Source organism: Synechocystis sp. LKSZ1, from assembly GCF_040436315.1.
In the GTDB taxonomy this organism is placed as follows: domain Bacteria; phylum Cyanobacteriota; class Cyanobacteriia; order Cyanobacteriales; family Microcystaceae; genus Synechocystis.
In genome coordinates, this window is record NZ_AP031572.1 from 2,799,001 (window position 1) to 2,813,548 (window position 14,548).

11 protein-coding genes are annotated in these 14,548 nt (G+C 52.7%); 4 read left to right on the forward strand and 7 right to left on the reverse strand.

What is annotated here, in order from left to right; translation table 11 throughout:
* Nucleotides 1-210 precede the first annotated feature (210 nt).
* Together ABXS88_RS12655 and ABXS88_RS12660 are read left to right on the forward strand one after the other, a co-directional pair.
* Complete coding sequence (locus ABXS88_RS12655; protein WP_353672403.1) at nt 211-1,398, forward strand: TRC40/GET3/ArsA family transport-energizing ATPase; 1,188 nt, start codon at nt 211-213, stop codon at nt 1,396-1,398.
* 14 nt (nt 1,399-1,412) lie between these two features.
* Nucleotides 1,413-2,234 (forward strand): DUF1350 family protein, encoded by an 822-nt coding sequence (locus ABXS88_RS12660; RefSeq protein WP_353672404.1) that lies wholly within the window; start codon nt 1,413-1,415, stop codon nt 2,232-2,234.
* Here ABXS88_RS12660 and ABXS88_RS12665 read toward each other — a convergent pair.
* The 3 genes from ABXS88_RS12665 to ABXS88_RS12675 all read right to left on the reverse strand — a co-directional run bounded on the left by ABXS88_RS12665 (nt 2,223) and on the right by ABXS88_RS12675 (nt 5,903).
* On the reverse strand, nt 2,223-4,142 hold the full coding sequence (locus tag ABXS88_RS12665) for a cation:proton antiporter (protein ID WP_353674823.1): 1,920 nt from the start codon (nt 4,140-4,142) through the stop codon (nt 2,223-2,225). The two genes, ABXS88_RS12660 and ABXS88_RS12665, sit on opposite strands and share 12 nt — an antisense overlap.
* A gap of 64 nt (nt 4,143-4,206) precedes the next feature.
* Nucleotides 4,207-4,695, reverse strand: a complete 489-nt coding sequence (locus ABXS88_RS12670) for a hypothetical protein (RefSeq protein WP_353672405.1) — start codon at nt 4,693-4,695, stop codon at nt 4,207-4,209.
* On the reverse strand, nt 4,692-5,903 hold the full coding sequence (locus ABXS88_RS12675; protein WP_353672406.1) for a reverse transcriptase-like protein: 1,212 nt from the start codon (nt 5,901-5,903) through the stop codon (nt 4,692-4,694). Before ABXS88_RS12675 ends, ABXS88_RS12670 begins: the two co-directional genes overlap by 4 nt.
* A 44-nt stretch (nt 5,904-5,947) precedes the next feature.
* On the opposite strand from ABXS88_RS12675, the gene ABXS88_RS12680 reads away from it, so the two are divergent.
* The gene (locus tag ABXS88_RS12680; RefSeq protein ID WP_353672407.1) at nt 5,948-6,607 is read left to right on the forward strand and encodes a class I SAM-dependent methyltransferase; all 660 of its coding nucleotides are present in this window, start codon (nt 5,948-5,950) and stop codon (nt 6,605-6,607) included.
* Here ABXS88_RS12680 and ABXS88_RS12685 read toward each other — a convergent pair.
* Nucleotides 6,599-9,166 carry a TIGR03960 family B12-binding radical SAM protein gene (locus ABXS88_RS12685; RefSeq protein WP_353672408.1) on the reverse strand — a complete coding sequence of 856 codons (2,568 nt, stop codon included), beginning with the start codon at nt 9,164-9,166 and terminating at the stop codon, nt 6,599-6,601. The genes ABXS88_RS12680 and ABXS88_RS12685 overlap by 9 nt on opposite strands.
* Nucleotides 9,167-9,289: 123 nt before the next feature.
* Nucleotides 9,290-10,765, reverse strand: a complete 1,476-nt coding sequence (gene glgA / locus ABXS88_RS12690) for a glycogen synthase GlgA (RefSeq protein ID WP_353672409.1) — start codon at nt 10,763-10,765, stop codon at nt 9,290-9,292.
* A gap of 217 nt (nt 10,766-10,982) precedes the next feature.
* On the opposite strand from glgA, the gene ABXS88_RS12695 reads away from it, so the two are divergent.
* A complete protein-coding gene (locus ABXS88_RS12695; RefSeq protein WP_353672410.1) occupies nt 10,983-11,285 on the forward strand; it encodes a TMEM165/GDT1 family protein in 303 nt (100 codons plus the stop codon).
* Here the strand turns inward: ABXS88_RS12695 and ABXS88_RS12700 are convergent.
* Nucleotides 11,275-13,053 (reverse strand): mechanosensitive ion channel family protein, encoded by a 1,779-nt coding sequence (locus ABXS88_RS12700; protein WP_353672411.1) that lies wholly within the window; start codon nt 13,051-13,053, stop codon nt 11,275-11,277. The two genes, ABXS88_RS12695 and ABXS88_RS12700, sit on opposite strands and share 11 nt — an antisense overlap.
* Before the next feature lie 105 nt (nt 13,054-13,158).
* Nucleotides 13,159-14,502: a chloride channel protein gene (locus ABXS88_RS12705; RefSeq protein WP_353672412.1), complete on the reverse strand. Its 1,344-nt coding sequence runs from the start codon at nt 14,500-14,502 to the stop codon at nt 13,159-13,161.
* Between the last annotated feature and the right edge of the window lie 46 nt (nt 14,503-14,548).

The following is a 14,548-nucleotide window of genomic DNA, read 5'->3' on the forward strand; positions in this document are numbered from 1 at the left end:
AAGTTGATTAGCAATAGTGAAGGAACGCGACGGATAAACTTCACTTTGCTTTATATCCTTCGTGTTTAGGAATACCCGGCCAAGAGATGGCAGGGTACGAAGATGGGCCTGGATTCCTCGCCGCCCGCAAGGCTCGATGGCTTTCCAAATCCTGAACTTGGCCCCCATAATAAGAATTAGTAATGTAAATTTTTTTTAAGAGACCCTCCCATGCGCGTAATTCTGATGACCGGCAAAGGTGGTGTTGGCAAAACCTCCGTGGCCGCCGCCACTGGCCTGCGCTGTGCTGAACTGGGCTATAAAACCCTTGTCTTAAGTACAGACCCGGCTCACTCCCTCGCCGATAGTTTTGATTTGGAATTAGGCCATGAACCCCGCTTAGTCAAAGAAAATTTGTGGGGGGCAGAACTAGACGCGCTGATGGAACTGGAAGGCAACTGGGGGGCCGTCAAACGCTACATTACCCAGGTTCTCCAGGCTCGGGGTCTTGATGGAGTACAGGCGGAGGAACTGGCTATCCTGCCGGGGATGGATGAAATTTTTGGTCTGGTACGCATGAAGCGCCACTACGATGAAGGCGAATTTCAAGTGTTGATTATTGACTCGGCCCCCACGGGAACGGCCCTGCGTCTCCTCAGCTTGCCGGAGGTGGGGGGCTGGTATATGCGTCGTTTTTATAAACCGTTGCAAAATATGTCCGTGGCCCTGCGGCCCTTGGTGGAACCGCTATTTCGACCGATTGCTGGTTTTTCCTTACCCGACCGGGAAGTAATGGACGCGCCCTACGAGTTCTACGAACAGATCGAGGCCCTGGAAAAGGTACTGACGGACAACACCCAGACCTCCGTGCGATTGGTGACCAATCCGGAAAAAATGGTGCTGAAGGAATCCCTACGGGCCCACGCCTACCTGAGTTTGTACAATGTTTCGACGGATTTAGTGATTGCTAACCGGATTTTACCCGACACCATTGATGACCCCTTTTTCCGTCGTTGGAAGGAAACCCAACAGGTTTATAAGCAGGAAATTCATGATAATTTCCATCCCCTGCCGGTGAAGGAAGTGCCCCTATTTTCCGAAGAAATGTGCGGTCTAGCGGCCTTGGATCGTCTCAAGGAAACCCTCTATGCCAACGAAGACCCGGCCCAGGTTTATTACCAAGAAAATACGATCCGCATTATTCAAGATCAACAAACCTACAGTCTGGAACTTTACCTACCGGGCATTCCCAAGGAACAAATTCAACTCAATAAAACTGGGGATGAACTGAATATCCGTATTGGCAACCACCGCCGTAATCTTGTCCTCCCCCAGGCCCTGGCGGCCCTGAGTCCTTCCGGGGCCAAAATGGAAGCAGATTACCTGAAAATCCGCTTTTCTAACGCGGTAATAGCCTAGGGAGGGCAGGGGCCATGGAATGGCGTGAGATTTCGGGCTGTTGGGTACTGATTCCCCCCCAACCCGTGGCCCTGATTCATTTCTTGGGAGGGGCCTTTGTGGGGACGGCCCCCACGGTTACCTATCGTTGGTTGCTCACTCAGTTGGCCCAGCAGGGCTATGGCATCATTGCTACGCCCTTCCTCAATACCTTTGACCATCAGGCCATTGCTCGAACGGTGTTAAATCGCTTTGAAACGATTGTGGAGCGGCTCCAGGGCCAGCACCAATTACCCCGGGGCTACTTGCCCGTCTATGGCCTGGGGCACAGCATGGGCTGTAAATTGCACCTGTTGATCGGTAGTTTGTACGGGGTAGAGCGGGCCGGCAATATTCTGATCTCTTTCAATAACTATCCCGTAAAACAGGCCATTCCCCTATTAGACCAGCTTTCCCAACTAGAATTGGATAAGGTCTGGCAAACGGTGCAAACCCAATGGGATTTTAAGGCCGACATCAATCTTGAATTTACTCCCTCCCCAGAATTAACTAACCGTCTGATCGCGGAAAGCTACGCTATTCGCCGCAATCTACTCATCAAATTCCGCAATGATGATATTGATCAAACTCTGGCCCTGCAACCCCTCCTCACGGCCCGCTTTCCTGATCTAGTCGCCTGCCGCACACTGCCCGGCAATCACCTCACACCCCTGGGCCAGGAATGGCAATGGCAGGCTGGTGAGGTCTTTACCCCCTGGGATGCTGTCGGCCAATGGTTGCAAAAAAACCTGGCCCAAGACCTGCGGGAACTGCAAGAGGAACTCCTGCGTTGGCTCAACCCTGGCCTAGGGTTCTAGGGCCTTGTTGGGAAGGAGGGGCATTTCTTCGATCTCCGGTAGATTGGCCAGGGCCAAACGGGAAACGGCCCGGCCGCCAGAAAGCCGCTTGAGCAGGGCCGGTCGGGGGTCGTGGAGCAGGTAAAACATTTCATCCCCAGCGGCCCAGGTCTCGGTATTTTTGATCAACTGTAAATTCCCGTTGCGGCGCATCATCAGCGGCAAAAGTTCCCCTCCTTCAATCAGAGCCTGGATGCGGGCCTGTTGTTGGGCCAAGTCAGTATCACTGAAATTCAAGCGGCCGAGTTGCACCTGGTCATCTTTAATGTACTGATTCCAGGTCTTAAAGCGCTGTTGGTCCATAAAAATTTGAATGCCCTTATGGTTTTTTAGGGATGATTGAGTGTCCGGGGTCGGCGTCGGCATCACCACCAGCACTCGGGGGGGATTAAACTCTTCCTGAGCATGTTGGGCCAAAACCAGGTTCACTTCCCCATTACTGGTCAGGGCCAGGAAGGTGCCCATGGAATTAATGCCCGCTTCTTCCAGAATATTGGGGTCTAGGCCACTGCTATGGAAAACTGGCAGGTCTTGGTCTTTGGCCGCTTGGCAGGCCTCTAGATCAGTATCAATAAGGACAACGGATTCCCCCTGGGATTGGAATAAAGCGGCAATCAGGCGGCCCAGAGGCGTACAGCCAATGATCACCGCTCCCGTCGTCCGGGCCGAGGTAATCCCCAGGGCCAGGGCCAGGGCCTTAGCCGTCAGGCCCTGAAGAAACACCGTCATCATAATCGTTAAAAACACCAGGGCCTTGATCGCATCGCCGCCGTTAATGCCTCGTTCCGTTAACAGAATGGCAAAGAGGGAAGCCACAGAGGCGGAAACAATACCCCGCGGTGCAATCCAGGCCACAAAGCACTTTTGTTGCCAACTGAGGCTACTGGAGAGGGTACAGAGCCAGACGCTGAGGGGTCGCACCACCAACATCAGGGTTAGCACCGTTAGCACACTGCCCCAACCCAGGGCCACAATACTGGCCACAGACAGATCCGCCGCCAGCAAAATGAAGAGGACTGAAACACAGAGGATGGTTAATTTGCCTTTAAAACGCCGGAGTAGTCTTTCCTCCGGGATGGCCGAAGAGTTGAGGACAATACCCATGGCGACGGTGGCCATCAGCCCCGATTCGCCGATCAGGAGTTGAGAGCCTTCAAACACGCCCCAGACACAGGCCAGCACCAGCAGATTGCTGATTTCCTCCGACAAAAAATCAGCCCATTTTAAAAACAGACTCAGGAGCCAGCCCCCCAGAATCCCTACCCCTAAGCCTGTACCTAAGCGGAGCACAAGGCCCAGGAGAATTTCTAAAATATCCGCCTCGACAGGGACATTGGCCTTAAAGATGGTTTCCAACACCACTACCGCCAGGATGGCCCCTACGGGGTCAATCAACACCCCTTCCCCTTCCAACAGAGTGGCCACCGATCGTTCTACTTGGACTTGTTTAATCAGTGGCCCGACCACCGTTGGCCCCGTCACCACCACCAAAGAACCGTAGAGAAAAGCAATGGTCCAGGGAAACTCCGAGAGCCAATGGGCCGCCATTCCCGCTCCTGCCAGGGTAATCAGGGTACCAATGGTGACTAAATTGCGTAAACTGCCCGACACTTGGCCCAGTTGCCGCAGACTCAGATTCAGGCCCCCTTCAAAGAGAATAATGGCCACCGATAGGGCCACAATCACCTCTAGGCCCTCTCCCAACTGCTGGGGATGCAGGATTTGCAGGCCACTGATACCCAAAGCAATACCAAACAGCAATAAAAAGACAATACTGGGAACCTTGAGATAGGCTGCCACCACCTGAGCGCTAATGCCGGCTAGCACAGTGAGGACAATTTGAAGAGTCAGATTAAGGTCGCCTTCCATGGTGCTCAAGGGTTACCGGGGTCAGAATTCCAAGGCCAGAGCCAGACATAAAGACGAGAATCGCTTAGGCTAGTCGGGAATCTGCCATGGAAATATCAACCCCACGCAATTGCTGGGTCTCTCGTAAACGCTGGCTTAATGATTGAGTCGTGACTTCGATACCTTGTTTTAAGTTACCCTTTTGGACATAGAAAAAACCAGCGTCAACTTCAGGATAGGTTATCAGATCCAAGAGCAGAAAAATAACCCCCCGTTGAACGACCTCCATCCGCTCCGGCTCAAAGTCAGGATACCGCAGGGCATCTGCTCGGCATTTAAAACTCATCACTACGTTTTTGGGCGTTTCATTGGGCTTGAAATTATGGGCTAGGGTAAAACTAACGGGAGCATAGTTCCCTTCTCCTTGCTCCACGAAGGTGTAAAACGTGGAACTCCCGAGGCGCTTAGCAATGGGAATCAGGGTGGGAAAAAGAATCTGTTCAACAACTTCGGGAGAGAGGGCCCGGCCCGGCATATCGGTTAATAGGAGCTGGAGTTGGGGTTTTAGGTTCATGGGGCCTCGGTCGGACTCAGTTTTTTTAAATTGTTAGCGATGGCCGTCAGTAGGCGGTTAGTAATCTCGGGAAATTGGGCCAGTTCTTGCACCAATCGTGTCTTATCTGCTTCCGAAAGATGCATAATCATCCCCAAAATTTGTTGGACTTGATCCACAGAAGGTAGGGTGTCCTTGGGACGTGTTTGGAGTTTCTGGTCGTCGAGTTCCTCCCCCGCCGTCACAAAGGGATCCGCTAAATCTGGGGCAGGATGGAGCGTGGCTGGAAAAACCGCTTCCAGGGGAAGTCCTAGAGGGTCAAGAGGATGCAAAGACGGGATACGGCTGGGTTTGGCGACAGAAATCGGCGCCGTTCCCTCCTCTAGAGTGAACCCATCTAGAGAGGCTGGGCCTAATTCCGAGAGTTCACCAAGGGTATTAAAGGTTTGCGCTTCTAGCAGTTGGCCCTCCCAGGGCAATTTATCTAAGGAAGGCGTTGTTACCGCCTGACGGTCTAGCTGTACTTTGCGGATAGCCAAGTCAGGGGGGAGGCCCCAGAGGTACCAACGATACATTTGCTCTAGCTCTTTTTCATCCCCCGTCCATTGCAACGCCATGGCATCCTGGACGGTAATTGGAATGGCAGCCCGTAATTCCTTCAGGCCCTGCTGAGCTAAGTTGTCCTTCGGAGGACGAAGGGCCCGATAATCCTCCGGGGTTGCCTGGGGCCCTAACTGAATCAAGCGGGCGATGGCTGGTTCTCGAGCTGGCCTAGAGGGCTCTGATGATTTCTTGCCCGTGGCTTCTTCAAGACAGCGATGCACTGCTTTCCGAGCTGAAAGATTGTGTTCCGGGGCAACCCACTCTACCGTTGCTTGCTCAAACAAGCGGAGTAGACGTCGAGCTTCCCGGAGTAAGGCCTGTAACCCCTCTGTCATCGCCTCCGCCAGGCCATTGACCTGATTGAAAACGATTTCACTATGCCCCTTGACCTCCAGGCCCTGGAGGCCAAGCTTGTGGGCTTTCTGGAGACCCAGAATCAAAGCATGGTAATCGGCCTCCTCCGGAGTGGTAACGGTCAACAACTGACTAACAGTAAACCGTTTCCCCGTCGGCAAGATCAGTACCGCCGCCGCCGCCGCCAATTTCAGTTCGCTTTGGTATTCCCCGGCGTATAGTAGCGTCGGACGAGTATAGCCCTTAAGCGATTGGCTGGTAGGATAGGTCATCGTGAGTGTCAATACGATAGAGCAAAGTCAAAAGGGGCAAATCGATGGAACGCAAGCTCGAAGCCGAGGTTATGGATACACTCGAGGAAGCCATGGATTACGATGCCATGGACTTTACGGCAGTTAATACAGCATTTGCCCAACGAGCAGTGGAGCTAGGCCCTGAGCGGGCCATGATTCTAGACGCGGGAACTGGCACAGCGCGCATCCCCATTTTAATCGCTCAACTACGTCCTGCGTGGCAGATTGTGGCTATTGATCTGGCCCAGTCAATGCTGGCCCTGGCCGAAAATAACGTGGTGGCCGCCGGATGCCAAGGCCAAATTCGCCTAGAGTTTGTTGATGCTAAATTACTCCCCTACGCCAACGCCTCCTTTGATGGCGTCATTTCCAATAGTCTCCTGCACCATCTTCCCAATCCCCTCCCTTTTTTGCGGGAACTCAAGCGGGTTTTGAAGCCCGACGGCTTTATTCTTTTGCGGGATTTACAACGGCCCCAAACCCCAGACCAGTTAGAAACCTACCTCGAGAAGGTCGATGATTACAATGCCCACCAGACCCAACTATTTCGGGACTCTCTCCAGGCCGCCTTTACCCTCACTGAAGTCGAGGCCCTTCTACAGGTTGCCCAAATTCCTGGCCTAGAAATTTATCGATCCTCGGATTACCACTGGACAGCAGAAAGGCCCTATCAACTAGCCTAAAAATAGGCGTTGACGATGAACATTGACGACTTGAAAGGTTTTTTGACTAACGTGGTGGAAGAGATGGGGGAGATGATCCGGTTGTAGAAGGGTGCCATCATTGCGGCAACTACCGATATAGCTCAGTTCAATGATTTCTGAATCCAGGGCCTGGCGCCAATGTAGTTCAAACAACTGCTCTCTTAAATTGAGGGTGACGGGTTTACCGGATTTGGTCTTCTTAGCAAAGGGGATGTTCTCCAGGGCCAAAATGGACTGCATCCAGGCCTGCCATTGCTTTGGGGAGTAGGTTTCTTCAACGGCCATCATTTGCACCCGATATTCGGCTCGTTCGAGGAGACGGGTAGCGGCCGGGGCCGTAATTTCAATTTCATCCACTTGATAAATCGGCAAGTCCGGGGGCAGGAGTTCCGTCAGGCGTTGTTGAAAATCCGCTAAGGCCAGGTAATCTGTCAATTCAAAATCAACAATTTCACCGCTACTAGTGGCCCCGAGGGGGAGGGCATTGGCAATGGAAATACGCGGGCCGGGATGGAAGCCGCCGGTAAAGGCAATGGGCAGAGCGGCGCGGCGAACGACTCGGTCAAATAAGCGCACTAAATCCAGGTGACTAACCAGGGCCAGACTTCCCTGTTTGCCAAACCAGACCCGAAAACGCTGAACCCGTTCGAGGTTGGGTTTGAATTGGCCCTTAAAGTCGGGAATCGGCGGCGGCGGCACGACTATGTTATGGCCAAAGTCCAGGCCACAAACACCGCAGTGGGAACAGCCCTCAAAGGAACAGTCGGGAATGGTGGCGGCTTCCAGGGCCCGTTGGAAATCTTCCTTGAGCCATTGCTTGTCGATACCCGTGTCGAGATGATCCCAAGGCAGCGGGCCATCATAGAGGGCTTCCCCCTGAAATAAGTTACCCTGCTCAATTTGTCGATAGCTACCGCTTAATCCGGCTTCTTCGATGGCTTGTTGCCAGGCCCCGTAGGCCCGTTCCAGGTTATCCCACCAGGCATCCATGCCGGCCCCCAATTGCCAGGCCCGGCGGATTACGGGGCTTAGGCGACGGTCTCCTCGGCCCACAAAATCCTCCATGGCCGAAATCCGCACATCAGTATAGTTGACTTTAATCCCCCGCATTCCCTGGAAGGCTTCCCGCAGAAGGGCCTGTTTGCGCAGAAATTCCTCCGTGGAAACCGAATGCCATTGGAAAGGAGTATGGGGCTTGGGGGTAAAGTTGGAAATCGTTAGGGTAAATTCCAGGGGTTTGCGCTTCGGTAGGCGGCATTCCTTGCGGAGCCAACGCACAGTTTCCACAATGCCCAGCACATCGAGATCCGTTTCTCCCGGTAGGCCAACCATGAAGTAGAGTTTGACCCGATCCCAGCCTTGTTCGACGGCCGTTTTGATGCCCCGCAGGAGTTCTTCATTAGTCAGGCCTTTGTTGATCACATCCCGCAGACGTTGGGTTCCGGCTTCCGGGGCAAAGGTCAGGCTCGATTGTCGGGTTCCTCCCAGGACATTGGCAATATTTTCATCAAAGCGATCGACCCGTTGGCTAGGCAGGGAAAGGGAAATATTTTCCTTTTGCAGACGATTGCGGACTTCAATCCCTACAGCCGGCAGGGCCAGATAGTCAGAACAACTAAGAGAGAGCAGGGAAAATTCGTTATAGCCCGTTGCGCGAATACCGTCTTCAATGGCCTCAATCACCGCATTGGGTTCCACATCCCGGGCCGGCCGCGTTAACATCCCCGGTTGGCAAAAGCGACAACCCCGGGTACAGCCCCGGCGGATTTCAATGGTCAAGCGGTCATGGACAGTTTCGATGTAGGGAACCAGGCCAATGGCGTAGGCCGGAATGGGGGTGGCGACGCGGCGCAGAATCCGTTCCGGCACATCGGGCCGGTTGGGATGAACAGAACCATCCGCCTGCAGGTCATAGAAACGAGGCACGTAGACGCCTGGTACCTGGGCCAGATCCCATAACAGTTCTTCCCGATGGAGGCCCTGTCGTTTCCCTTCTTCCAATACCAGGCCAATTTCCGGCAGGAGTTCTTCCCCATCCCCCAGGGCAATGAAGTCAAAAAAGTCGGCGTAGGGCTCGGGGTTTGAAGTTGCGGTTTGGCCCCCGGCAAAAATCAATGGATATTGACCGCCTTGCCGTTCCTGCCAGGTGAGAGGAATCTGGGCCAGATCCAGCATTTCCAAAATATTAGTAGCCCCCAGTTCGTAGCTGAGGCTAAAGCCCAAAATATCAAATTCCTTTAAGGCCCGGCGCGATTCCAGGGCAAACAGTGGGGTTTGGGTCTCCCGCAGTTTTTGGGACAGGTCTGGGGCGGGTAGGTAGGTGCGGTCGCAGAGTTGCCGGGGTTGGCGATTGAGAATGTTGTAGAGAATGATGTGCCCCAGGTTTGAGGCCCCCAGTTCGTACACTTCTGGGTAGGTGAGCACCCAACGAACACTGGCCGATTCCCAGTCTTTGTGGAAAGCCCCTAATTCATTACCAAGGTAGCGGGCAGGCTTGTGGATTTCAGGGGTAATGAGGGTTTCAAGGGGAACAGCCATGGGAATACCGGAAAGACAAGGGCCTCCTATTATGCCACGGGCTTTGGCCAGCGCGGAAAGAGGCCCTCATTGCTGAGAAGCGGAAAATCAAGGAGGCCATTGTTTAAAAGGGCCCTGCCAACTTTATTTATGGCGGATGTGTTCGTAAATCCCAACGTACTTCTCTCCGGGATGGTTCCAGGAGTAGTCGTAGGCCATGCCTTGGAGGGCCAATTCCCGGAAGGTTGCCGGTTCCTTTTCGTAAAGGGTAATGGCCCGACCCAGGGCCGTTTCGAGGGCGTATTGGTCAGGTTGATAAAAGACAAAGCCGTTGCGTTCTTCAGGCAAGTGCTCTGTGTCGTAATCCCAATCAAAGACTGTATTCACCAGGCCCCCGACCCCGCGCACCACCGGCACGGTGCCATAGCGCAGGCCAATCATCTGGGTGAGACCACAGGGCTCGTAATTACTGGGCACCACGATAATATCCGCCGCCGCATAGATTAAGTGGGCCAGTTCTTCGTTAAAGCCCAGTTCGAAGTGGACATCAGGGTTACTGTTCAGGTGCTGTTTTTCATGCCAGAACCATTGATTAATGCCCGGTTCCGTTGCCGATCCCAGCAGCACAAACTGGGCTCCACGCCCCAGGGCGTAGTAGATCGAGTGATGGACGAGGTGAACGCCCTTCTGGTCGTCCAGACGACCAATGAAGCAGACAAGGGGTTTGTCCTCCTCCCGCAGGGGGAGACGTTCCCGCAGGGCCTTTTTATTTTTGGCCTTTTCGCTAAAGGTCTCCGAACCGTAGTGGAAGGCAATGAGGGGGTCAATTTCAGGATTCCAGACTTCGTAGTCAATACCATTGAGAATGCCGCCAAATTTACCCTGGTGAATTTCCAGGGTATGTCCCAGACCACAGCTAATGTCGCTGTAGCGGGCTTCCCAGGCGTGGTGGGGCGACACCGTATTGACGTAGTTGGAATAGACAATGCCCGCTTTCATAAAGTTAATGGCGGCGGGGTTGAAGTTATCCTGCAGGCGGTCGTAATGGTAGTAGTAGGCATCGTTATTTAAGCCCGTGGCCCACAGAACATTAGGCCCGGCAATGCCCTGGTGTTTGAAGTTATGGATGGTGTAGCAAACCCGTTGGGTGCCCATGCCGTGGTGGCGATAGATTTCGTAGAGTAGCACCGGAACCAGGCCCGTTTGCCAATCGTGGCAGTGGATAATATCCGGCCGCTTGTTACTGCGGTGCAGAAATTCCATGGCCGCCTTGGAGAAGAAGGCAAAACGCATGTGGTCATCAAGAGCGCCATAGTAGTGGCCTCGATTAAAGTAATTTTGGCCAGAATGGGGCTGAATAAAGAAGCAAAGACGACCATGCACCCAACCACAAAACACGGAACAATGAACCGCTCCGCCCTCCCAGGGTACCCACAGATCACGATAGGCATCATGGAGTCCCCAAATTTGGTCGTAGCGCATGCAGTCGTACATGGGCACAATAATTTCAACGCAATGGCCGCGGATTTCTAGCTCTCGACTCAGGCCATAGATAACATCGCCCAAACCTCCTGCTTTAATCACAGGGGCGCACTCCGAGGCGATCTGTACAATATACATACTGACTCCTAATTTAATAACTTCGTATTGATAATCGATGGGTTGAGGATTGCTTGTATTTTCCTACATTCTCGTCCAGTTGCAAGGCAGAAGCAGTCGGCTCTCTCTGGGATCAAAGAACTGGGCCAGCGGAACCCGTCGGCCTTTCGGAGATAATTAAGGTAGCCTATCCTGGCCCTTTTCTAAATTTTCTAAATTCGGTGCTTTCCGCCTGTCTATGGTTGCCCCTGCTCCCTCTAGCTATTTTCGACCGGTTTTTACCTCTACTTTTCTCACCATTTTTCTGGCAGAAATGGGAGACAAGACCCAACTCACAACCCTGTTGATTAGCGCGGAGTCTGGCTCTCCTTGGGTGGTGTTTGCCGGAGCGGCCCTGGCCTTGATTGCCACCAGCCTCCTTGGCGTATTAATTGGTTACTGGATTGCCCGACGACTATCCCCCAAAATATTAGATTTCTGCGTGGCCCTTCTGCTGTTGCTGATTGCGGGCCTGTTGATGGGGGATGTGGTCACGAGTTAGGGTCATTCTCCTTGGGAATTTGGCTCACACGGAAGCCAGGAGCCTGATAATCCGACGGTAAATAATTTTCAGGGATAGTACTTTGATGACCGTCCCTCAGGGCATAGTAGCTGGGGGACATAATCTCGATGCCTACTTGGTTGCAGTAGTCTTGAATATTTTGGTGCAACTCAGCATAAATGTGAACCATGCGGTCTGGGTGATCGGTATGGGCGTTGAGTTGATAGCTGACGTAGAAGTCATCCAGGCTTGTTTGAAGCACAAAGGGACTGGGGTCGGACAGAATATCTGTCGTGGCCAGGGCCGCTTGAATCAAGGTTTCATGGACGTGACGCCAGGGCAGATCGTAGCCGAGGGTCACGGTGGTTTGCAGAATTAAGTAACGCTTCAGTTCACGGGCGGCTGCACTCAGGTTAATGACATTACTACTGAGTAGAGAGGAATTGGGAATAGTAATAATGCGATTGGTGGGAGTCATAATTCGAGTCACCAACAAGGTCTTTTCTAAGACAATTCCAATCACATCGCCAATCTGAATACAGTCTCCACCTTGGAAGGCCCGCGTATAAATTAAAATAACACCACCGACTACGTTAGCGACGGCGGAAGTTGATCCCAAGGAAAAAAGAATCCCCAAAAATACTGAAACCCCCCGAAAGGCCGGTGAGTCGAATCCAGGAAGATAGGGAAAGGCAACTACGGCGGCCAGGGCAATAATCAGAATTAAGACTAAGCGATAGGTTGGCTCTGCCCACTCCTGATAAAAGCCAGGAATATTTAAGTTACCTCGTTCAATGGCTCGAAAGAAGGGCCGAATGGACTGTAATAGGTAATAGGTCGTGAAACAAATGAGAACCAGAATAATTAAATTGGGAATATATTGGGCAACGCCCTGAACAACAAATTCTACAGCAATAAAAAAGTAGGCTAAAATACTTTCACTAATGTTTCTTGTCCAAGGAAATAGACCTAAAATAAAACTAATGTAGACATAAAAAAGAACCAGACCCAAAAAGAAACGAATAAATTTTAAGATGCGTAAGCAGAACCGACTAATATGATGAGCGGAAATGATTTCAAAATTCTGAATCTTTAGACTAGGAAGACGGCGATTAAGCCAGGTGGTGATAGACGGGAAGAGTTTGCTAGAGAGATATAAAATAAGACGAGTGATGATGATTAAAGCAATACTAGCAACGACAGTATAACCGAGGGCCTTTAATAAATGGTCAACACTGCGCTCCTCTCGATATTGGCTAATAGCCGCTCGGATATAGGTTAAGGCCTGTTGCCCTAATTTTTCTTTCGATTCTCGATGATCCCTGGCATCCTGGGTGGTAATCGTGAGAATGATGGTATTGCCGGCTCGCAGATAAAGGAGGTCATTTTCTGGCTCCTGAACCAGTTGGATTTGCTCGGGTGTAATGCTGATGTCACGAGCTACCAGAGATAACCGTTGACTAATGGCCTGGGCCCGCTCTTGGGCCGAAAACATACCCACCCCCCGGCGCACGACAAAGAGGGGTTCGTTATCCAAGAGAACCGGATAACCATCTATTTTATTCGTCGTTGGCAGGGCCGGTTCTGGTGGCGAAGCAACGTCCGCTGGTGTTGTCTGCGCCAGGCCGAGTAAAGAAGGCGTCGAGAACAACAATAAAACAACACTTAGGCTAAGAAAAAATCCTTTAAATCGCCGATAAAACCGAGCAAATCCCCGTAAACTAGCTTGTCCCAAGGGGGCCTCCGTCCATAGTGAGTTTCTCATCATATTATCGTTATCTTTGTCCGACAGCTCTCCCAGGCCCTTTTCAACATCCTCTCAGGGCCTGGGCCCGTTCTTGGCCAGAACGATTTTTTGGACTGACGATGACGGCTAGCGACTCGGTAGGCGCAGGGAACTGGAGAGTTGGTTGGCTAACCGTGCCGTCACCAATCCAGCCAAGGCGGCAACGATTACGGTGGCAAGACAGGTAATTTGGGCCGTTTCTGGGCCCCCCACCCCGAGTATCATCGCCACGGCAGTCAGCGGTAGCCGATAGCCACCCGCAATACCGGCCGCGGCCCCGGCGGCTCCAGCCAGATCGGCTGAAATTCCAAAGGCTGTTGCAAATACCCGGCCACTCAGGTCGCCGATCGCCAGAAAGGGAACAAACACACCACCACAGCCTCCAGCGACAACGGCGGCAGTAGTAGAAGCGGCCCGGAGCAGAGCTACCGCCAATAGTTGATAAGGGGTCGTTGTAACGGTTTCTGACCAGAGGATGGCAGCACCCCCAGGGCCAAAAGCTACTGTTGGGGAAGCAATCCCTCCGATTACCATGGCTAGCAATAGCATGGCTATGCCACCCATCAGAAGACGAAGAACCGGCTTGGTTCGCAAACCCCTCGCCCAATAGATCGCTTCCCCCGTGAGGGCCGTAATCGCACCGGCAATCGCTCCGATAAACAAAGTGGCCCCCACTGTATCCCAAAGATTAGCCGGAGGAACCTTCGGTACAACCAGCCGGATTAGATTGAGATTAAAGGCCGCATTAATCCCCCATCCCACTAGGCCCCCAGCTAACATCGCCATCACTCGCTCCAGGGTAATCGGAACCTGGCGTCGCTGACTTAGCTCAAACATAAAAAAACTGCCCACCAGCGGGATTCCCATCAATGCAGACACCGCTGCCGCCCCACCGCCGATCCCCATCGGCCGCACCAGTGGGCGCAGTGACGGATTTATGGTGCCTAACCAGACACCTGTTGCCACACCAATATGAGCCGCTGGTGATTCTGTGCCCATTGTTGCCCCTAGCCCAACCGTGGATAGGATGGCAAGGGCCCGCAACGGGGCCAATTTCCAGGGGAATTTCTCTTCTGCTCCCGAGGCATTCACCACGTCACCCGTTAAGTCGGCGCGGGCAATGTCATGGGGGAAGGAATACCAAGAGAATAGGGAACCCCAGCGGCCAGGGAACGTAGCCTCACGGGGAACTAAGGTCTGGATAGATTGGCCCTTACCCAGTCCAAATAGGACTAATACCGCTAAGGCAACACCGACTAACGGCAAAAGCAATAACCAGATGGTCGCTTGTCCAGAGGCAACATCGAGGATTTGCTTGATCAACTGAGTTAGTAGCACCGCCGCTAGGGAGCCGACTAAACCGCCAAGTAGCCCTCCAGCAATTCCCAGGCTCACTTTAACGAACGGAGATCGTTGTGTTTCCTTCAGCATGGTGTTGAATTACCCTCATTCTCGGCTGGATTTCGGTGGGTATTCA